Origin of the sequence: Maricaulis maris (assembly GCF_003634045.1) — a bacterium.
Taxonomy (GTDB): domain Bacteria; phylum Pseudomonadota; class Alphaproteobacteria; order Caulobacterales; family Maricaulaceae; genus Maricaulis; species Maricaulis maris.
In genome coordinates this window covers 91,244-110,854 of sequence record NZ_RBIM01000001.1, presented here as the reverse complement: position 1 = coordinate 110,854, position 19,611 = coordinate 91,244, and the positions used below count along the sequence as shown (strand labels likewise).

25 protein-coding genes are annotated in these 19,611 nt (G+C 63.4%); 19 read left to right on the top strand and 6 right to left on the bottom strand.

The features are described 5' to 3' along the window. The first annotated feature begins 2 nt into the window (after window positions 1-2). The 9 genes from C7435_RS00635 (at window position 3) to C7435_RS00595 (ending at window position 7,841) form a co-directional block, all read left to right on the top strand. Window positions 3-1,091 (top strand): acyl-CoA dehydrogenase family protein, encoded by a 1,089-nt coding sequence (locus C7435_RS00635; RefSeq protein ID WP_121209640.1) that lies wholly within the window; start codon window positions 3-5, stop codon window positions 1,089-1,091. A gap of 137 nt (window positions 1,092-1,228) precedes the next feature. Then, window positions 1,229-3,841, top strand: coding sequence for an ATP-binding protein (locus tag C7435_RS00630; protein WP_121209639.1), 2,613 nt, complete (start codon window positions 1,229-1,231; stop codon window positions 3,839-3,841). After that, window positions 3,838-4,290 (top strand): response regulator, encoded by a 453-nt coding sequence (locus C7435_RS00625; RefSeq protein ID WP_075188606.1) that lies wholly within the window; start codon window positions 3,838-3,840, stop codon window positions 4,288-4,290. Before C7435_RS00630 ends, C7435_RS00625 begins: the two co-directional genes overlap by 4 nt. 72 nt (window positions 4,291-4,362) lie before the next feature. Further along, window positions 4,363-4,941 (top strand): tetratricopeptide repeat protein, encoded by a 579-nt coding sequence (locus tag C7435_RS00620; RefSeq protein ID WP_121209638.1) that lies wholly within the window; start codon window positions 4,363-4,365, stop codon window positions 4,939-4,941. A gap of 3 nt (window positions 4,942-4,944) precedes the next feature. Beyond that, window positions 4,945-5,937, top strand: a complete 993-nt coding sequence (locus tag C7435_RS00615) for an alpha/beta fold hydrolase (RefSeq protein ID WP_233350638.1) — start codon at window positions 4,945-4,947, stop codon at window positions 5,935-5,937. A gap of 55 nt (window positions 5,938-5,992) precedes the next feature. Next, window positions 5,993-6,277 carry a DUF2312 domain-containing protein gene (locus C7435_RS00610; protein WP_075188604.1) on the top strand — a complete coding sequence of 95 codons (285 nt, stop codon included), beginning with the start codon at window positions 5,993-5,995 and terminating at the stop codon, window positions 6,275-6,277. Between the two features lie 27 nt (window positions 6,278-6,304). Continuing rightward, window positions 6,305-6,763: a hypothetical protein gene (locus C7435_RS00605; protein WP_233350637.1), complete on the top strand. Its 459-nt coding sequence runs from the start codon at window positions 6,305-6,307 to the stop codon at window positions 6,761-6,763. Between the two features lie 88 nt (window positions 6,764-6,851). Then, window positions 6,852-7,292 (top strand): hypothetical protein, encoded by a 441-nt coding sequence (locus tag C7435_RS00600; RefSeq protein WP_147422586.1) that lies wholly within the window; start codon window positions 6,852-6,854, stop codon window positions 7,290-7,292. 72 nt (window positions 7,293-7,364) lie between these two features. Next, window positions 7,365-7,841 carry an ASCH domain-containing protein gene (locus C7435_RS00595; protein WP_121209636.1) on the top strand — a complete coding sequence of 159 codons (477 nt, stop codon included), beginning with the start codon at window positions 7,365-7,367 and terminating at the stop codon, window positions 7,839-7,841. Window positions 7,842-7,936: 95 nt separating this feature from the next. Here the strand turns inward: C7435_RS00595 and C7435_RS00590 are convergent, their stop codons facing one another. Next, window positions 7,937-9,400 carry a sigma-54-dependent transcriptional regulator gene (locus C7435_RS00590; RefSeq protein ID WP_121209635.1) on the bottom strand — a complete coding sequence of 488 codons (1,464 nt, stop codon included), beginning with the start codon at window positions 9,398-9,400 and terminating at the stop codon, window positions 7,937-7,939. Window positions 9,401-9,593: 193 nt separating this feature from the next. Here C7435_RS00590 and C7435_RS00585 point away from each other — a divergent pair, with 193 nt between their 5' ends. Both C7435_RS00585 and C7435_RS00580 read left to right on the top strand, forming a co-directional pair. After that, complete coding sequence (locus C7435_RS00585) at window positions 9,594-10,427, top strand: CPBP family intramembrane glutamic endopeptidase (protein WP_121209634.1); 834 nt, start codon at window positions 9,594-9,596, stop codon at window positions 10,425-10,427. 31 nt (window positions 10,428-10,458) lie between these two features. Next, window positions 10,459-11,406: an alpha/beta fold hydrolase gene (locus tag C7435_RS00580; protein ID WP_121209633.1), complete on the top strand. Its 948-nt coding sequence runs from the start codon at window positions 10,459-10,461 to the stop codon at window positions 11,404-11,406. 21 nt (window positions 11,407-11,427) lie between these two features. Here the strand turns inward: C7435_RS00580 and C7435_RS00575 are convergent, their stop codons facing one another. Beyond that, on the bottom strand, window positions 11,428-11,685 hold the full coding sequence (locus tag C7435_RS00575; RefSeq protein ID WP_075188554.1) for a hypothetical protein: 258 nt from the start codon (window positions 11,683-11,685) through the stop codon (window positions 11,428-11,430). A 209-nt stretch (window positions 11,686-11,894) separates the two neighbouring features. Here C7435_RS00575 and C7435_RS00570 point away from each other — a divergent pair, with 209 nt between their 5' ends. The 7 genes from C7435_RS00570 (at window position 11,895) to C7435_RS00540 (ending at window position 16,540) form a co-directional block, all read left to right on the top strand. After that, entirely contained in the window at window positions 11,895-12,200 is a 306-nt protein-coding gene (locus tag C7435_RS00570; protein WP_075188553.1) for an aa3-type cytochrome c oxidase subunit IV, read from the top strand. A 128-nt stretch (window positions 12,201-12,328) separates the two neighbouring features. Beyond that, window positions 12,329-13,459 carry a Re/Si-specific NAD(P)(+) transhydrogenase subunit alpha gene (locus tag C7435_RS00565; RefSeq protein WP_121209631.1) on the top strand — a complete coding sequence of 377 codons (1,131 nt, stop codon included), beginning with the start codon at window positions 12,329-12,331 and terminating at the stop codon, window positions 13,457-13,459. Beyond that, entirely contained in the window at window positions 13,459-13,869 is a 411-nt protein-coding gene (locus C7435_RS00560) for a hypothetical protein (protein ID WP_121209630.1), read from the top strand. The genes C7435_RS00565 and C7435_RS00560 overlap by 1 nt, the downstream gene beginning before the upstream one ends. After that, window positions 13,856-14,200 carry an NAD(P) transhydrogenase subunit alpha part 2 gene (locus C7435_RS00555; RefSeq protein ID WP_075188551.1) on the top strand — a complete coding sequence of 115 codons (345 nt, stop codon included), beginning with the start codon at window positions 13,856-13,858 and terminating at the stop codon, window positions 14,198-14,200. The genes C7435_RS00560 and C7435_RS00555 overlap by 14 nt, the downstream gene beginning before the upstream one ends. Continuing rightward, window positions 14,197-14,769, top strand: coding sequence for a hypothetical protein (locus C7435_RS00550; RefSeq protein ID WP_147422585.1), 573 nt, complete (start codon window positions 14,197-14,199; stop codon window positions 14,767-14,769). Before C7435_RS00555 ends, C7435_RS00550 begins: the two co-directional genes overlap by 4 nt. Window positions 14,770-14,794: 25 nt before the next feature. Beyond that, complete coding sequence (locus C7435_RS00545; RefSeq protein ID WP_075188549.1) at window positions 14,795-16,198, top strand: NAD(P)(+) transhydrogenase (Re/Si-specific) subunit beta; 1,404 nt, start codon at window positions 14,795-14,797, stop codon at window positions 16,196-16,198. Between the two features lie 42 nt (window positions 16,199-16,240). Further along, a complete protein-coding gene (locus tag C7435_RS00540) occupies window positions 16,241-16,540 on the top strand; it encodes a 7(1) septoil knot domain-containing protein (protein WP_121209627.1) in 300 nt (99 codons plus the stop codon). 17 nt (window positions 16,541-16,557) lie between these two features. On the opposite strand, the gene C7435_RS00535 is transcribed toward C7435_RS00540, so the two are convergent. Together C7435_RS00535 and C7435_RS00530 are read right to left on the bottom strand one after the other, a co-directional pair. Further along, a complete protein-coding gene (locus C7435_RS00535) occupies window positions 16,558-17,031 on the bottom strand; it encodes a DUF6265 family protein (RefSeq protein ID WP_121209626.1) in 474 nt (157 codons plus the stop codon). A 106-nt stretch (window positions 17,032-17,137) separates the two neighbouring features. Continuing rightward, complete coding sequence (locus C7435_RS00530; RefSeq protein ID WP_121209625.1) at window positions 17,138-17,758, bottom strand: class I SAM-dependent methyltransferase; 621 nt, start codon at window positions 17,756-17,758, stop codon at window positions 17,138-17,140. A 124-nt stretch (window positions 17,759-17,882) separates the two neighbouring features. Here C7435_RS00530 and C7435_RS00525 point away from each other — a divergent pair, with 124 nt between their 5' ends. Beyond that, complete coding sequence (locus C7435_RS00525; RefSeq protein ID WP_170150289.1) at window positions 17,883-18,437, top strand: DUF4269 domain-containing protein; 555 nt, start codon at window positions 17,883-17,885, stop codon at window positions 18,435-18,437. On the opposite strand, the gene C7435_RS00520 is transcribed toward C7435_RS00525, so the two are convergent. Together C7435_RS00520 and C7435_RS00515 are read right to left on the bottom strand one after the other, a co-directional pair. Then, window positions 18,434-19,177, bottom strand: coding sequence for a 2OG-Fe(II) oxygenase (locus C7435_RS00520; RefSeq protein ID WP_170150288.1), 744 nt, complete (start codon window positions 19,175-19,177; stop codon window positions 18,434-18,436). The genes C7435_RS00525 and C7435_RS00520 overlap by 4 nt on opposite strands. Before the next feature lie 102 nt (window positions 19,178-19,279). Then, the gene (locus C7435_RS00515; RefSeq protein ID WP_121209622.1) at window positions 19,280-19,603 is read right to left on the bottom strand and encodes a TraR/DksA family transcriptional regulator; all 324 of its coding nucleotides are present in this window, start codon (window positions 19,601-19,603) and stop codon (window positions 19,280-19,282) included. Window positions 19,604-19,611: the final 8 nt, after the last annotated feature.

Genomic DNA, 19,611 nt, shown 5'->3' with positions numbered 1-19,611 from the left:
CCATGGATTTCACGCCAACCGAAGATCGCCGCATGATCGGCGATAGCCTGCGTCGCTATCTGGCCGAGCAGTATCCGATCGAACACCGCAACAAGATCGCCTATGAGGGCGACTTCCACGACCCGGCCAAATGGGCCGAGCTGGCCGAACTGGGTATCCTCGGCGCCCTCGTTTCCGAGGATGATGGCGGTTTCGGTGGTGCCGGTTTCGACATCACCACCGTGTTCGAGGAGATGGGCCGCGCCATCTGTGCGGAACCGATGCTGGGCAATCTCATGGCCCTGCGCCTTTATGCCGCCCATGGCGAGGCCGAGCGCGTCGAAGCCATCATCGCCGGGGCCGAAAAGGCGGCCTTCGGCTTTGACGAGAGCGACGCCTATGGCGATCTCGACAGCATCACCACCAGCGCCGACGGCGACACGCTGACCGGCCGCAAAACGGTGGTCTATGGCGGCAATAGTGCTGATTACCTGCTCATCGCCGCCAAATCGGCCAAGGGTGCGCTCGGCCTCTATGAGGTTGCTGCCAACGACGCCGAAGTCCTGCCCTATGCCATGATTGACGGCGCCGGGGCGGCCGAGATCATTCTCGACAAGTCCAAGGCTCGTTGCCTGGCCGAAGACGCCCGTGCCGCCATCGAGCTCGCACTGGATGCCGGTCGCGTTGCGCTGTGCGCCGAAGCGGTCGGCGCCATGGATGTCCTCAAGGTCATGACCAAGGACTACCTCATGCAGCGCCAGCAATTCGGTCGCCCGATTGCGCTTTTCCAGGCCCTGCAACACCGGCTGGTGGATTTCTCCATCGAGATCGAACAGGCGCGCTCGATCACGATCCATGCCGCCGCCAAGTTGGACTCGAATGATGCCAAGGCCCGCGCCCTGGCCGTCGCCCAGGCCAAGAACCTGATCGGCCGGGCCGGCAAGCTGGTCGCCGAGGAAGCGGTGCAGATGCATGGCGGGATCGGCATGACCTGGGAATATTCCGGGTCGCACTACGCCAAACGCCTGATCATGATCGACCACCAGCTGGGCGATACCGAAGACCAGCTGCGCACGGCGATGGCCCTGTCCGACCTCGCCGGAACCGCCTGAGCCGCCGATTGACGGGCCGGTGACACACCGGCCCGTTACGGCATGCCTGCGCAAATATTTGTCGGACCGACAGAATTGCGCTTCAATCATACCCGCGGGCGTCACCGATAGCAGCGACGCGGGAGGCGATTGCGCTAATGCGTGATCTCAGGGCCAATGCGATCATACTGATCGCCTATCTGATCGTCGGCGTCGGCTCCTTCCTGCTTGCCATACCCCCGGGCTTCCTGGCCCCGGTCTGGCTGCCCGGCGCTGTCGGTCTTGCCAGTGTCCTGATTGTCGGTCACCGCGCCCTGCCCGCCATCGCGCTTGGCATGTTCGCCCTGACACTGCCCTACGGGCTTTATGTCCTGGATGCGGGGCTGGATCGCTCGCTTGCCGGCAGTTTCGGACTCGCTGCGGCGGCCGTTGCGCAGGCCGTGATTGCCAAACGCCTCATCCATCCTGGCGACCGGTCAGACCTGTCGCTCGAATCCGGCGCCCAACTCATCCGCTTGATCGCGTTCGGCGCCATTTTCGCCAGCATGTGCGGCGCAGCCCTGGCCTCAGCCTGGTTGACCATCGGCGGATTTGCGCCCCCCCAACTCGACTTCTTTACGGCTTTTCTGCGCAACTGGACCGGCAACGCGGTGGCGTGCGCCTCGCTGACCCCGATCATCCTGCTCCTGTTTGCCAGCAAGCGGGTCAGCCGAACCCGAAAACGCAATGTCGCGCTGGCCTTTCTGCTATTGTGTGCCATCGGGATCGGCTTGTTTTCACTTGCCCGCATCAATGCCATCGAGCGGCGTGACGAATTGTTCAACGCCCAGGTCACCGAAGACCACATCGCCCTGCAAGAACGCCTGAACGGCGCCCGTCGACGCCTTGAATCACTGGAAGGCTTTTTTGCTGCCTCGGAGAATGTGACCCGCGACGAGTTTGAAATATTCATCGATATCGCGTTCGGCCAGTTCGACAGCGTCAACTCGGTCCACTGGCTTGTTGTCGAGGACGCGGACTCGCGATCAAGCCACGCCATTCTCGCCCCGGTCGATCACCTTCGGTTTGATACCCGCAGACGCATCCCGGTGGCGCCCGGACGCCGCTTGGTCACCGATTTCTATTTTGAGGGCCTGACCGACCTCATAGACGACTTGCTTGCCTCCGGCACGCTCTCGGCATCATCCCTGCGCGGAGACGATCATACGGCCTGGCTGGCCTTGGCGATCCCGGCCTTTTCAGGGCGAAGCCTGCCCGACGACGTCGCACAACGCCGGGAAAACCTGCAAGGCATCGCGATCGGAACCTTCCGCATTGACGCCATCCTGACCGGATCCTTTCAGCGCGAAAGGCAGGTTTACAACTATCGGGTCAACGGGCTTGCGGCGGACGGGTCTACGGCCTGGCAATACGGGTCAGCACCGGCTGACAGCCCGCTCGCAACGAGCCGCGAACTCCGGCTCGGAGGCCAGATCTGGCGCATTGATTATGTCGCAACCGACCGCTTCCTTGCCGCCCAGCAGGACTGGGTCTCGTGGGCCGTGATTGTGGTCGGCCTGTGTTTTGTCTCCGTGCTCAACGCCCTCGCCCTGTTGTCGACAGCGCGGACGGATCTGGTGCAACGCCTCGTCGACGAGAAGACCGTGGAAACGCTCGCCCTGTCGCGTAACCTGTCGCTCATCCTGGAACACGCCGCAGACGCGATCATGGGTCTGGACGCGGACGGTCGCGGCGTTCTGGTAAACCCGGCGGCGGCCAAACTGCTCGGATATGAACCCGAAGAGCTCACCGGCCGGAACGTGCATGACCTCATCCATCCGGTGGACATGGATGGCAAACCGCATGCGCGCGCCGACTGCCCCCTCGTTCTGCGCGGTCGGGAGTCGGACCAGCATAGCGGCGTCGAGCGCTTCCGTCGCAAGGACGGTAGCGACTTCTTCGCCGAATATTCGTCGGAAGTGATCCGCGACACCGATGGCCGGTCGCTGGGCGATGTGACGATCATGCGCGACATTACCGAGCGGCTGGAGGCCGAGGCCGATCGTGACCGCTTCATCGAACGCCTGACCCGTGCCAACGAAGAACTGGAACGCTTTGCCTTCGTCGCCAGTCATGACCTGCAGGAACCGCTGCGGCTGATCTCGAACTTCACCGGGCTCCTGGCCAGTCGCTACAATGACAATCTCGACGAGGCGGGGCGGACCTATATCCGCCACACGCTCGACGCCACCGTGCGGATGCAGGCACTGATCACCGACCTGTTGGCCTATGGCCGTCTCAATTCCGACGTCGACATGATGAATCGCGATGTCGATCTGGCGCAGCTGGTCACCAGCACGCTCGACACGCTCGGCCCGTCAGTACAGGCCGCCCGCGACAATATCAAAATCGGACCGCTGCCGGTGGTACGCGGAAATCCGGCGCGACTCGGGCAGTTACTGCAAAACCTGATCGGCAATGCGGTGAAATTCCAGCCCGTCGGCCAAGATGCTCACATCACCATCGACGCCGAGGATATCGGTGATGCCTGGCGCCTATCAATCACCGACAACGGGATCGGAATAAAGCCCGAGTATCGCGAACAGGTTTTCATGCCGTTCAAGCGTTTGCACTCACCCGACACCTATCCCGGCAGCGGCATGGGCCTGGCGATCTGCCGAAAAATTGTTGAATCGCATGGCGGCGTGCTAACTGTTTCAGACAATGAACCCTGCGGTAGTGTCTTCCGCTTCACACTCCCGAAGACCGGACCAGACAAACAAGATCAATGAAGATGCCACGCTCCGCCAAAATCCTGCTTGTGGAAGACAATTCCGGCGATGAATTCCTCGTCCGCGACGCCTTCGAACGTGGTCGCGCGCGCCACGAACTGGAAGTCGTCCGCGATGGCGAAGCGGCGCTGCAGCGCTTGCGCGGCCTCGGGGAACATGCCGAGAAGCCGGTGCCGGACCTGATCCTGCTTGACCTCAACCTGCCCAAGATCGATGGCCGGGACGTCCTCAAAACCGTCAAGACAGACAATAGCTTGGCCAATATTCCGGTTCTGGTCCTAACAACGTCTTCCTCGCCGCTCGATATCGAGAACTGCTACGCCCTGCACGCCAACGCCTATCTGACCAAACCGTTTGACGCGCTGGGCTATGAGGAGATCGTCGACGCGGTTGAAAGCTTCTGGTTTGCGACCGCCGTGCTGCCGCCGCACGGGAACGGCACCCACTGATCCGACTTAAATCTCGTCCATCATGTGGACACGACATCTGGACGCAGCCGATGGCCGGGCTATGTTTTGCCCATGATCCAGCTGCTCCTCTCCGGCCTGATATTCGCGACCACGCTGCAGGACGCGCCTGCGGCCGACGTTCAGATCGCACCGCAGACCGAATTCCAGACGCCTGAAGTCCGCCTGACCGAACGGCTCGATGCGCTCGCCGAGGCCGGCCCGCGCGAAGCCGCGCCGCTGATCGATGAAATTCATGCCCTGTGGGCCCATTCCGGCAGCGCGACGATTGCCCTGTTGATGGATCGCGGACGCGCCGCCGAGCAGGCCGACAATGCCGATATCGCCGCGCGCATGTATGATCACGTCACCCAGATCGATCCGGGCTTTGCGGAAGGTTGGCTTGCCGCCGGTCGCATGGCAGCCCAGGCCGAAGACTGGGCCTATGCGCTGGAATCGCTGAACACGGCCCTGACCCTCGAACCGCGCCGCTACGACGCCTATCTGACCATCGCCCGACTGCTTGAGCGGGCCAATGAAGTCGAGGCAGCGCTGGAAGCGTATGAAGATGCGCTCGCCATCTATCCGGCCCATCCCGGTGCCATCGAAGCCCGTGACCGCCTGCTCGCCCTGCAGGCCGGACGGGCCCTCTAACCGGTGGTGCTGACCGACCCGGTCCTGATCAGCAGTGTGGCCGCGCTCGCCATTCTGGCCGGGTTCGCGATCTGGGCCGCCCGGCGGGCCGTCAAGCGTATCGAGACCCGTTTCCCACCGCGCGCCGATTTCATCACCATAGACGGTACCCGGCTGCATGTGCGCCGGACCGGGCCGACGGACGGCTCTGCGGTTCTCGTCCTGCACGGGGCCGCGTCAAACCTGGAAGAACCCTATCTCGCCTTGGCCGACAGCTTGGCAGATCAGTCTGTGATCTGGCTCGACCGACCGGGGCTTGGCTGGAGCGAACGCCCGGCCGGGCCTTGGAGTCCGCAAACAGAGGCCGCCCTGATCGCGCGCTTGCTTGAGACGCTGGATTGCGGCCCCGTCACCGTTATCGGGCATTCCTGGGGCGGCGCGATCGCCATGCGGCTGGCGATGGATCATCCGGCTCAAGTCAAAGGCCTCGTGCTGATTGCACCGGCCCTGTCGGCCTGGATCGGTGATGCCGCCTGGTTCAACGCGGCCAGTTTCTGGCCCGTATTGGGGCCGTTGATCACCCATGTCATCGTGCCACTGACCGGCGAGGCCCAGGCCAGACGCGGTGTCGCCAGCGCCTTCCATCCCGAACCGGTGCCGGAGGCCTATGTCGAACGTTCGGCGCTGCCGCTCCTGCTTCGGCCACGCACCTGGCGGGCCAATTCGCGAGACATGATGCGGGTCAATTTCCACCTGGAGGCCCAGGAGGACCGTTATGAGGATATCGACCAGCCCGTCGAAATCCTGCTCGCCCGGGCCGATACCGTGCTGTGGTCGCATCGCCATGGCGGCATGGTGGCCGAGCGCATGCCGCGCGCGCGGGTGCACTGGATCTCCGGCGCCGGTCACAATCTCCACCATCATCACCCGGAGCGGGTTGCGAAAGCCGTCGCGGATATCCGGCAACGCGCTGCCGATCTGTCGGGAAAAGCCGCGATGACTGGCCCCGCCGCTTGAGGCCGCGAAGGGCTGGTTCTAGTCTCCCGCTCCGTCCATCTGAAAGGCTTCCCCCATGGCATTCATCGATCCCGCGAACGAAACCCACAAAGACGAATCCGACGCGATCGGCGCTGCCGCGCGCGAGCAGCTGAAGGCCTTTGTGGCGCGCATCGAACGCCTCGAGGAAGACAAGGCCAATGTCATGGCCGACATGAAGGAAGTCTATGCCGAGGCCAAGTCGTCGGGCTATGACACCAAGATCCTTCGCAAGGTGATCGCCCTGCGCAAGATCGACCGTCACGAACGCCAGGAAACCGAAGCGCTGCTGGAATTGTATCTCGGCGCCGTCGAAGGCTAGACTGGCGGCCTTCTCCGGGAGGCCCGCTTGGTCCGCAAGATCGACGAAAAGAAGACGCGACGCGCCTTGCGACGGCTCGAACGAGCCCGCAAGGCGGCCGCTGATTCCCCGGACGACACGCCCGACCTGTCCGAGTGGGAAGGCGAATTCCTCGGATCACTCGAAGAGCGTCTGGAGAAATTCGGCTCCGCCTTCAATGATCCCGACAAGGGCAATACCGACGACGCGCTCTCCGCACGCCAGACCCTGAAGCTTCGCGAGATCGAGAAAAAGGCCAAGGGCAAGGCCCGCAAGCCGATGTCGCGCGGCAATGGCTTCAAACGAAAATCCGGCGCCAGCCCCCCGCCGCGCGGGCGGGACATCTATGATGATCTCGACACCCCGCCCGGGCCGGACGCATCCGAGAAGACCGAACCACCCGCCGCACCGGAGGTTCGACGCGCCGGTTTTCGCGTCATCCCCGGTGGGAGTGGCGACGCCAATTAGCACTTCGTTCAGGGTTAATCCGGCTTTCGCGCGCCGATGCGCCTATGCCCGGCTAGGCTGACCATCTTGGATACACAGGATGGGTGCGATGTTTCAGGACGTGGATGTTTTCGATCATCACGAGCAGTCGCTTTTCCGCTCGCTCGAAACCGCGCAATGCGACGGTCTGGCCAGCGCGACCGGGCATGCGGCCTTCAGCGAGGCAATGACGGCACTCGACCGGCTGGTCGATGAGCGGGAGGAGCATCTCTATTCCCCCCTCGCCGCGGATCCTCTGACACGCGACTATATCTCCCGCCTCGACGGGCAAATCCACGGCCTGTCGAGCCGGATCGACATCCTGCGCACCCATATCGAACTGGGCCTGATGGCCGACAGCGACAACCGCGACGCCCTGGACGCCTCCTTGCACAATCTGATCCGGCAATTGCGAACCCGCTTTCGCCGCGAGGCCGCCCTCATCCCGGTCTATGCCGGCTGGCTGGATCGCACCGCGAATTCCGCAGCTGCGGCTGTCGCCGCACGCTGACGCCAATCGCAGGGTCTTGACCCTGGCATTGCGATAACGCACCTGGTCAGGCCTTCACGCTGGAGGCCTGACATGACCCCGTCTCAATCCGCATATTGGCAGGAATTTTGTGCTGCGACGGGGCATGACCGGGCGCCCGATGACGTGTTTGCCTTCGGCGACAGTCCCGAACTGGCCGATGAATTGCTGGCACTCGTCCTGATCGACCGCAAGAAGGCGACAGCCTCGCACAGTCGCTGGTATGAACCCGGCGGGGATCCGTTGCCCAAGCCGGGCGACCTGGCCTTGGTGCTCGACGGCCGCGGTGAACCGGCCTGTATCATCAAGACAAGCCGGGTTGATCGCCATCCCATCAAGGACACCACGGAAGAATTTGCCTGGGTTGAGGGCGAAGGGGATCGCAGCCTGGCTTGGTGGATGGACGCCCATATCGACTTTTGGACCCGCGAAGCCGCCCGCGAGGGCTATGTCTTCGATACCGGCCAGGACGCCATCTTCCACCGTTTCGACCGCATCTGGCCCCTGCCGGCGGCCCCACTGGGGAAATGAAAACGGGCCGGCGCGCATGGCAGCGCCGGCCCGTTCCGTCCCCCACCCCGAGGGGCAGGCCTCCTCCCGTGGCGGGGAGGCTTTTTTCTGATTGATCAGCCGGCGGCGCGAACACCGTCCACATCGAGCTCGTATTCGCGAACCTTGCGGTAGAGCGTCGAACGACCGACGCCAAGGCGACGCGCCACTTCGCTCATCCGCCCGGCATAGGTCTCGATCGCGAACTCGATCAGGTCACGCTCGATCTCTTCGAGCGAGCGCAGATGACCGCCTTCATCCATGATATCGACCGGGCCCAGATCGGCACCAGCCGTGGCGTCACCACCGGCCAGCGACGTCGCCATCGCGGTCAGCGCACCGGTATCCGGCATCTCACCGATTTGCGGCGTCAGGCCCGAGATCTGCGGGAAATCTTCCGGCTTGAGATGGTCGTCATCCGACAGCACCACCGCACGGAAAACCGCGTTTTCCAGCTGACGCACATTGCCCGGCCAGTCATAGGTCGACAGCAAGGCATGCGTTTCCGGAGCCGCGTCCTGGATCGACTTGTTTTCCTGGGCATTGAAGCGACCGATGAAATGGCGCACCAGGGCCGGAATGTCGTCCTTGCGCGAACGCAGGGAGGGCACTTCGATCGGGAAGACATTGAGGCGATAGAACAGGTCTTCGCGGAAAGCGCCGCAGGCAACCTGCTCGGCGAGATCGCGATTGGTCGCCGAAATGATGCGGACATTGACCTTGACGGGGCGCTTGCCGCCGACCGGATCAACTTCGCCTTCCTGCAGGGCGCGGAGCAGCTTGACCTGCATGTCGAGCGGCAGCTCGCCGATCTCGTCCAGGAACAGTGTACCACCATCGGCTTCCTGGAACTTGCCCATATGCTTGCCGACAGCGCCGGTGAAAGCGCCCTTCTCGTGACCGAACAGGGTCGATTCAACGAGATTTTCCGGGATTGCACCGCAGTTCACAGCGACGAAGGGACCACCGGCACGCTTGGAAGCGGCCATGATCGAGCCGGCGACCAGCTCCTTGCCGACGCCGCTTTCACCCGTGATCAGGATCGGAATGTCGGACTGCGCGGCGCGTTCACCCAGACGCACGACCTGACGCATGGTCGGGGCCCCGGCAATCATGTCGGCAAAGCCCAGCGTGCCTTCGGCCTTGCGGCTGAGACGCTTCACTTCACCCGACAGATTCTGGACCTTGAGCGCATTGCGGATCGATACCGTGATGCGTTCCGGACTGGCCGGCTTCACGAAGAAGTCCACCGCGCCGGCGCGCATGGCCGCCACGACGGTCTCGATACCCCCGCTCGCCGTCAGCACGATGACCGGGAGGTCCGGCTGTTTGCGCTTCAGCGCTTCCAGCGTCTCCATCCCGTCCATGCCCGGCATGATCAGGTCGAGCAGCATGACGTCGATCCCGGGCTCGGCCACACGATCCAGCGCCGCCTCACCGCTCTCCACGGTCTCGGCCCGATACCCCTGCTTCTCGATCACCGCCTGAAGGAGGCGGCGTTGCGTCGGATCGTCATCCACGATCAGAACTGATTTCACCATCACCCACGCCTTTTCGGTCGCCTTGTTATTTCGCCGGACCTTTTGGCCTCACCACCCTTGCGAGCGGGGCGTCTATGCGAACCGTTATGGGACACTTGTCTAAATTTGACGTTTAAGAGGCGGCAACGACCGGTTAAGCATAAGGATCAAGACCCGCTTAACGACTGGCACGGAAGTGGCATCCGCCCGCGACATGGCTGTTACCCCAGGATCACAAACCCGCTGGCCCTTTGCCCGCCACGACGTCTTCGCCGCACTGGCGGAACCCTATCGCATGCGGGTTATCCGCTCCTTGCCGGGCATGATCGTCTGGCCGGCCCTGATGTTTGCCCTGATCATCGCGGCACAGCTTGCGACCCTGGTCGGCTGGAATGCGGTGGGCGGACCGCGCACCGGATTCAGCGAGGGCAGCGCCGTCTTCCTGGGCAATATCATCGGCTATTCCGGTCTCGCCCTGGTGATGTGGGCCTGGATGAAACGCTATCAGGCCCACCGGCCGGTCTTCAGTGTCTTCCCGCTGCGCCTCACCGATTTCCTCGCCGCGGCCCTGGTCATGGTCTTCATGGTGCTGATCGCCAGCCCGCTGACCCTGAGCTTCCACGAATTCGCCATGAGCGATCCGCAGCTCACCCTGTCGGGCGGGGCCACGCGTGATGACTTGTCCAATGTCGATGATTTCGCCGGTGCAGGGGCCAGTGTGTGGCTGGTCATCGGCCTGACCCTGATCGCCGCACCGATCGTCGAGGAAATCCTGTTTCGTGGCTGGATGTTGCCGATGATGATGGCCCGCGGCGTTCCGGCCCTGTTCGCGGTGATCATTTCCGCCATGGCCTTCGGCCTGGTCCATATCGCCCAGGGCCTGCTGGTTATGACATCAACCTTCTTCCTGGCCCTGGCACTGGGCGCGGCACGGGTGTGGACCGGGCGGCTGGCAGCGCCGATCCTCGGCCATGTCGCCAATAATGCATGGGCGGTATTCGCCGTGCCCTACCTGATCTCGCTGGCTCCGGCGACCGGCGGCAATTGACGGCACGCCCGCCCGGGGCTAGCGCTAGACAATGAGCCAAAAAGCCGCCGCCTCCCCTCGCCCCCCCGCTCCGCTTGTCGCCTTCAACGGCGACCGACCGCCCGCCCCGGACTGGTTTGCCAAAGCGCTCGCCGTTCCGACCGAGCGCGGGACCGTGACCGTCGAGGGCGCCACCATCCATTGGAAGGCCTGGGGCCAGCGCGGCAATGCCGGGCTGATCCTTGTCCATGGCGGCGTCGCCCACAAGGACTGGTGGGACAGTATCGCCCCCTTCCTCGCCGATACGCGCCGGGTCGTCGCGCTTGACCTTTCCGGCATGGGCGACAGCGATCATCGCGACCGCTACGCCATGGAAACCTATGCGCTGGAAGTGCTGGCTTCAGGCGAAGCCGGCGGCGCCTTTGAGGCCGGCAAACCCTTCCTGGTCGGTCACTCCTTCGGCGGCTTCGTGTCGCTGGCCACTGCGATGGAACATGGCGAACGCCTGCAGGGCATCGCCGTACTTGACAGCCCGGTCCGGCCCCGCGATGAGCAACGGCGCTCGTCGCCGCCATCACGCGGCGGCATGATCTACAACACGTTCGAGGCCGCCCTGGCGCGCTTTCGCCTGTTGCCGGAACAGGGTTGCGACAACGCCTTCCTGCTCGACCACATCGCCCGGCAATCGCTCAAACAGGTCACCCGCCCCGACGGCTCAGAGGGCTGGACCTGGAAATTCGATCCCAAGCTCTGGGACAAGCTGGACTATAACCGCCCACCGCCGGCCGATATTGTCGGCGCGTTGAAGACCCGTATCGCCCTGTTCCGGGGCGCCGAGTCGCGACTGGTGAATGACGAGGTCTGGGCTTTCATGCGCGAGACTTTCGGGCCGCAGACTACAATGGTGTCGATCCCGCAGGCCGAACACCACCTCATCCTCGATCAACCGATTGCCGTCGCCGCCGCACTGGAAGTGCTGACCGGTCCGGGCTGGGGCTGACGCGCCGTTTCGACAATCGGATCAGTGTTCGGGGTGGCGCCGGATTTCCCGCGCCACATCGTCCGGCAATTCGCTCGGCGGCGGTGTCGTCGCCTTGCGCAAGCCGGACACAATGCCGACGATCACAACCAGCACCAGCCACACGCCAGCCACTTTGAGGGCAATCGGCCACACGTGCGCGAACTCGATCACACCGAAATTGAGATACTCCCGCCCTGCCAGGGCCGCGACGGCCAAAACGGCGATGACACCCGACCAGAGGGCAAAGGGAATGCGCATGCGAGGCTCCGAACTAGCTGCAGCGCGAACAGTCTAGGACAGGGGTTTTCCGACAACCACCCCTTTCGTCGGGCCGGGTGCGCACGCTTGATGCGGATGTGGGACCGGAGCATGACAGCTGTCATCTGCGGCATATGGCGCCGGCATCTTGGCGGAGCATTCAACGCGTGCTATCCGCACCAGACCTGATTGACGGAGGCACGCGACCAATGGCGTCTGATTATGTTCGTGGCGAAATGAACATCGCCGACCAGAAAGCGACTTTTGGCGGTTTCATCGCAGTGTCCGTCTGGGGCAGCCTGCTCACCGTCGTCAGCGTGCTCTACCTGACGCTGGCCTTTGCTGTGGGCATGGACTGGCTGGTATCGCTGATCGCGGTCGGCATTGTCGGCGGCGTGCTGGGCTTGGCGCTTGGCATGAAGACGTCCTGGTATGTCACCCTGGGCGGGCTTTTCGTCTTCGGACTGGTTTGCGGTGGCCTTGTTCAACTATTCGGTATGGCGTTGGGCGGCTGATTAAGACGCTTTTTCTTCGCACTGCACAATTTTTCCCGATTTCGGTCTAGAAATTTCCCGGAGGGGCCTTCCCCTCAAGGGAGAATTCGCGCATCCTCGCCCCATCAAGCCAAAAGCGGCGGGACGAAATGCGAATTGCCATTCTGAAAGAACGACATGCGGGCGAAACCCGCGTGGCGGCCACCCCGGACACCGTCAAGAAATTCGTGGCCGCCGGCCATGAGGTCGCCATCGAAAAGGGCGCCGGCCTGACCGCCGCCGTGACCGATGAGGCTTTCACCGACGCGGGTGCGAAGATCGGCACCGCAGCCGCAACACTGAAAGGCGCAGACGCGCTCTTTGCGGTGCGCAGCCCGGACGAGGCCACACTGGCCAAGTTGAAGGGTGTGCTGCTGGTCGCCCATCTCAGCCCGCACGGCAATACCAAGATGGCGGAAGGCTTAGCCAAGGCCGGCATCAATGCCCTCGCCATGGAATTCGTGCCGCGCATCACCCGCGCCCAGGCCATGGACGCCCTGTCCTCGCAAGCCAATCTCGCCGGCTATCGCTCGGTCATCGAGGGTGCCGAGCTGTATGGCCGCGCCTTCCCGATGATGATGACGGCCGCCGGCACGGTCGCCCCGGCCAAGACCTTCGTGATGGGGGTCGGCGTTGCCGGCCTGCAGGCGATCGCCACGGCGCGCCGCCTCGGTGCCATCGTCACCGCCACCGATGTCCGCCCGGCGGTCAAGGAACAGGTCGCCTCGCTGGGCGCGAAATTCGTTGCCGTCGAGGATGACGAGTTCAAGCAGGCCGAAACCGCCGGTGGCTACGCCAAGCAGATGTCACCGGAATACCAGGCCAAACAGGCCGAGCTGGTGGCCAGCCATATCGCCAAGCAGGACATTGTCATCACCACCGCCCTGATCCCGGGCCGCCCGGCCCCGACCCTGGTCACCAAGGCCATGGTCGAGAGCATGAAGCCGGGCTCGGTGATCATCGACCTCGCAGCCCCCAATGGCGGCAATTGCGAGCTGACCAAGCTCGACGAAGTCGTCGAGCACAAGGGCGTCAAGATCGCCGGCTATGGCAATCTCGCCGGCCGCCTGGCCGCCGACGCCTCGGCGCTTTACGCCAAGAATCTCGCCAATCTCCTGCCGCTCCTCGTCAATGAGGAGGGCGGCCTCGCCCCGCACTGGGATGATGAAGTCATCCAGGGCATGGCACTGACCAAGGATGGTGCTGTCGTGCATCCGAGCCTGGTGAAGGAAGGCGCGTGATGGCCAACTGGAATCTGCTGATTGCAATGACTGCTTTCGCTGCTTTCATCTCGGCAACTATGATCGGGCTCATCTACATACCTAGCTGGATATTGCTTATCAGCTTGATTTGTATGGGCTTTATAGTGCCACTTGGACGCATCTACGTTACCAAACCCAGCCAATTTCCCTGGGCTCGGACCTTGACCCGGCAGAAGCGGGACCGGGTATGGTTTGTGCTGGTGGAGTCATCAATCTTGGTTGTCGCACTCTACCAGCTGACCCACTCATCCAATGATTACGCATTCGACACGATGGCTTGGCTCTGGATTGTAGTGATCGCGCTGTTCAGCATGCTGCTGGGCGTGGCTCTGGGCCAACTCGCGCCAGCGAAAGACAACGACAATGGAGACATCGATGGAAGCCGTTGATCCCGTCATCTTCCGCCTGGCGATCTTCGTCCTGGCGGTCTTCGTGGGCTATTACGTCGTGTGGTCGGTGACGCCGGCCCTGCACACACCGCTGATGGCTGTGACCAATGCCATCTCCTCGGTCATCATCGTCGGCGCCCTTCTGGCGGCCACGGCGACTGCGACCGGGTCCGGTGATGTCGCTGCCACGGCGGCGCAGACCGAAGGGGCCGGCTTCTCGCGCGGGCTGGGCTTTGTCGCCATCATCCTCGCCAGCGTGAACATATTCGGCGGCTTCCTGGTCACCCAGCGGATGCTGGCGATGTACAAGAAAAAGGAGCGTCCGGCATGATGAAGCCACTGATTCTCCTGTCTGTCCTGGCGGTGGGCATTTCGGGCGCCGAAGCCCAGAACCAGCCACAACCGCAGACCCGGACAGCTTTGCCGACCCTGCGCAATCCGGCCATCCTGCAGCGCCCGGGCGCCGAGCAGCTCGCCGAGAGCGAGGACGACGCCTCGGACACTCCGGTCATGACCCGCCGCACTGTTGAACTGTATCAGCAAGCCCTGGAAGCCGAACAACGCCGCGCTGCCGGTCCCCGCCCCCGCTTTTACGAGGTCGAATGCAATTCGGTGATCGAAATGCGGATCGATGTCACGGATATGCGGATCACCTGCGACCGCAATGACCCTTACGGGCAGAATTATTACATTCTCTGGCTCGACGTCAGCGCCTTCCCGGCCCAGGACGGCGGCACCAATGAGGAACGTCGCTGGCGTGCCGAACGCTTGGTCGAAGCAGTGAACATCACCCGCAATGATCCGGACGCGCACCTGACCTTGATGATCGGACCGCTGGACCTGAACGGCGGCACTACCGTCCGCGACCTCAGCGGCTACACGATCCGCTACTCCGACTAATCGCCACAACTCGCAAGAGAGCGCCATGTCTGCAAATCTCGCCGCACTGCTCTACCTCGTCTCGGGGATCCTGTTCATCTTCGCGCTGCGGGGCCTGTCCAATCCGGAGACCGCGCGCCGTGGCAACCAGTTCGGCATGGCCGGCATGGCGATTGCCATTGTCACCACCCTCTTGGCCGTCAATCTGGACGGAGCCTCGATTGCCCTGATCATCGGTGGCGTCATGATCGGGGGCGGGATCGGCGCGATCATCGCCCGCCGCATCCCGATGACCGCCATGCCGCAGCTCGTCGCCGCCTTCCACTCGCTGGTCGGCCTCGCCGCCGTACTGGTCGCCGCCGCGGCGCTCTACGCACCCGGCGCCTTCCACATTGCCGACGCGATGGGTGACCTGAAACACCTCTCCCTGTTCGAACTGTCGCTAGGCACGGCAATCGGCGCCATCACCTTCTCCGGCTCGGTGATCGCCTTTGCCAAGCTGAACGGCAACATGTCCGGCGCGCCGATCATGCTGCCGGCCCGTCACCTCATCAACATCGCCATTGGCGGCTTCATCGTCATCATGATTGCCTTCCTGATGGCCTCGGGCGGTGACGCCAAGACGGCCTTCTGGCTGATCACCCTGGCCGCCTTCGTGCTCGGCGTGACCCTGATCATCCCGATCGGCGGCGCCGACATGCCGGTCGTGGTGTCGATGCTGAACTCCTATTCCGGCTGGGCCGCCGCCGCGCTCGGCTTCACGCTGGAAAACACCGCCCTGCTGGTCACCGGCGCCCTGGTCGGCTCGTCCGGTGCGATCCTGTCCTACATCATGTGCAAGGGCATGAACCGCTCCTTCATCTCGGTCATCCTGGGCGGCTTCGGCGAGAGCGGCGACGCGGCAGCCGCCGCCGGTCCGCAGGGCAATGCCAAGCAGGGTTCGGCCGAGGATGCCGCCTTCGTGATGAAGAATGCCGGCAAGGTCATCATCGTGCCAGGCTATGGCATGGCCGTCGCCCAGGCCCAGCACGCGCTCAAGGAAATGGCCGACATGCTGAAGGCCGAAGGCGTCGATGTCGCCTATGCCATCCACCCCGTCGCCGGGCGGATGCCGGGGCACATGAATGTGCTGCTGGCCGAAGCCAATGTCCCCTATGACGAGGTCTTCGAGCTGGAGGATATCAATTCGGATTTCTCGAATGCCGACGTCGCCTTCGTGATCGGCGCCAATGACGTCACCAACCCCGCCGCCGAGGATGATCCCGGCTCGCCGATCTACGGCATGCCCGTCCTGCAGGTGTGGAAGGCGCGCACCGTCTTCTTCATCAAGCGGTCGCTGGGCTCCGGCTATGCCGGCGTCGAAAACCCGCTCTTCTTCCGCGACAACACGATGATGCTGTTGGGCGATGCCAAGAAGATGACGGAGAGCATTTTGAAGGCGCTGGACTAGGCGTTCATCGCCGGATCAGTTTCGACGGGCTAGGCTGACGCCATGCTCATCGAACTCGCCCTCTCGCAATCTGCCGCCCTTTCCGGCCCTGTCGCCGAAGACTGCACCTTCAACGGCATCCCGCTTCATGGTGATGTCGAGATCGTGGAGAGTTTTCCGGACATTCGGGTGCAGCTCGTGACCAGCTTCCCCGACCTCAAGGTCAAGCGCGTCACATCCTTCCCCGATGATTGCGGGGAGTGGGAATTCGTTGACAGCTTTCCGGACTTCACCATCCAGTTCGTGTCCAGCTTCCCCGACATCAAGATCGAATACGTGTCGAGCTTTCCCGGCCTGCCCTAAAGCGCAAAGCCCCGCGACTACGGCGATATCCGGCTGAATTCGAACACCTCGGTCGTCAGGCTTCCATCCCGCTGTCTCATGTCGAGCCGGGCCGTAAACGCATCCGGACCATCGAATTCCAGCACAAGGCCCCCGAATTCAATCCGGGTCTCCGAGACTTGTCGATAGTCGAACGTGATTTGCTCGTTCTGGCTTTCCCAGCCCGTGAAGTCGCGATTGAAATGCTTCACATGATAGCCAAATTCACCCTCGGCATTGGTGCCAATCATCAACATTTCGGTGAATTGAAGCGTGCCCTGGGCGGAGTATTGGAAGGCCCCCACCAGCTCGCCGCTCTGCGTGCGCATCCAGCATTCCGACATCTCGCCGGCGAACCCGTCCGCCTGCCAGCAGCCTTCCATCCACGCCAATTGCTCGAGAATGCCGGCATCAACGGATTCAGCCTCGGCCGACTGAACCATCAAGGCCAAAGCCAGTATTGCATATGTCATCGCCGCCACCCCTTTGTTGTGATCGCGATGACCCTAGCGGAATGTAGAGCACTCGGCGTACCCGATCTTGCTGTTCCGGCCCCGCACCGCGCAGGGGTCGCCCCCCTCAGCGTGCCTCCGCCAGCCCGCGATAGACATAGCCTGCAAATTTCGGTGTCCGCGGTTCATAATCGGCCTCCAGCCGATTGATCCGGAAGCCACCTGCCTCGATCAGCCGATCCATGGGGCGGGTCAGATGACAGCCACCGCCGGTGATTTTCCAGATCGGCTCCAGCCGCCTCTGCCATTTCACAATGCCTTCATCCGGTGCCAGGCCATGCTCCATGAAGACAAGCCGACCGCCCGGTTTGAGCACACGCCGCATCTCAGCCAGGGCCTGATCATAGTCGGGGATGGTGCACAGGGTGAAGGCGAGCAGGACCGTATCGACGGCGTGATCCTCCAGCGGCAGGGCCTCGCCCGGCGCATCCAGCAGTTCGACCGGAATGGACTGGCGAGCGATCGCCCGCTGTGCCTTGCGCCGCATCCCGGCCGAAGGCTCCACACCAATGACCTGCGACACGCGCGCCGCGTCATAAAAGGGCAGGTTGGGTCCCGACCCCATCCCGACTTCCAGCACCCGACCCGACGCTTCCGGCACCATGATCTTGCGATGATTGGCGACCGGCTTGCTGTCGCAGGCACAGGCAAGGAGATTGGGCAGAATGCGTTCGTCGTAAAATCCCATGTCGCTCGTCCCGGTTTCGACACAGGCTGGCCCGGCACAGCCTGCATGTCCATGCACACAATCGTCAACGCGTACACGCGTCGACAGGATTGACACAGGCACGACTTCGCGCGAAAGCGCGGCGATGACAGATGCCTTCCTGCCCTGCCGCGACGCCCGCCAGATCATCACCCGGCACGGGCTGATGCGTCGCCTGGCGGGGTTCACGCCGCGATGGGTCGGCTCGATCCCGCTCAACATTCACGGACCAGGCGCCGATATCGACATCGCCTGCTCTGCCACAGGCGGGCTGGCCAACTTCAAAGCGGCGTTGGATGCATTCGTCTCGCGTTTTGCGGACGCGACCGTCAGTGACAACCAACATGCCGGAGAGGCGTCCGTCATTGCCAAGCTGGAAATCGAGGGCGTGCCGGTGGAAATCTTCGGCCGGGAACGCCCGGTGGACACACATGAGAGCTATGTCCACTGGCTCGCCGAACATCGCCTTCTCGACCTCGCCGAAGACCGGCTGCGCAGCGATGTCCGCGACGCCAAGGCCGGCGGGTTGAAGACCGAACCGGCCTTCGCGCAATGCCTGAAACTCGGCGGCGATCCCTATGTCGAACTGCTCAAACTGGCTTCACCGGGCGATGACGCCCTGCGCCGCCTGGTCCGTCAGGCCGGCTACGCCACCCGCTAACGCGTGCCCGCTTCCGGCCCCGGGTCACGACCGGATCGCAGCCATCCGGTCACCGAAACCCGGTCGGCCGTCACCGTCGATGCAACCGGCGTGACCGCGTGCGGCTGGGGAACCTTGAACAGCGACAAAGTATTGCCGCGCGGCACGAAACGCTCGGTAACGCGCCCGTCGGGCAGCTGGAATTCAAGGACACCGCCCCAATCGCCCTGCCAGCCCTCCGACAGGGTGAGCACATAGGCCGCGACGCGGTTCTTGCCCTCGATCCCGTCATCATGCGTGGTCAGGAAATGGCCGGCGCGGTAGCGCGTCAGCTGGGCATCGGCAAAGCTGATCTCCGGCGCATCCAAGAGGTCGCGCATCGGATCGAGGAAGGCGGCGCTGTTGAGCGCGGTGAACAGCTCGGCCAGCACCGGCGCCTCATCAGCCAGCACGCCACCATGCCATTTGTCGTAAAGCGGGTAGGTCTCGTAGAGATATTGAAAGCCCTGTGCCGCCTCGGCCCGGACACGCAGGTCGAATTCGGCCCGCTGGGCCTTTGGCAGGGCTTGCATCGCCGCGGCATCAAGATCGAGATGGCGGCCAGCCAGCCGCGTGACCAGCGTCCAGCGCGGTATGCGGGCCACCGCAGCGAGAACCGCCGCCTGCGCCGTTGCCGTCAGGGCGTGATCGACCTGGCCGCGGGTCAATGCCCGCATCTGGTTTTGTGCCTGGGCGCAGCCCTGCGCCGACAGATTGAACATTTCGGTCACCTCTTCACGGCCAGTCTTCCAGACCATGTGGCAGGATTGAAGTGACTCAACGGCAATTCGCCCGGGCGATGACAGTGCCCGATGCCGTCACGGTCAGGCGCAGCCGGAACAACGCGGCGCGGCCGGGTCGATCTCCAACCGGGCTTCCTCGATCGGCTCGCCACACTCGGCGCACCAACCGAACTCATCCTCGTCGATACGCGCAAGGGCGGCATCGATCCGCCGCAATTCCTGGGTCCGGCGCGCATCCGCGGCCTTGGCCATGGCCTGGACCTGCATCGAGTCCTGGCGCGACAGGCGCCCGACCGATTGCTGGTCGAGTTCAACCGGTTTGCGATCCTCGCTGGAGGCATCGGACAGGTCGAGTATTTCCTGGCGCAGGGCGTTGAGCCGTGCGCGGGCATTGTCAGGGGTCATGTATCCTC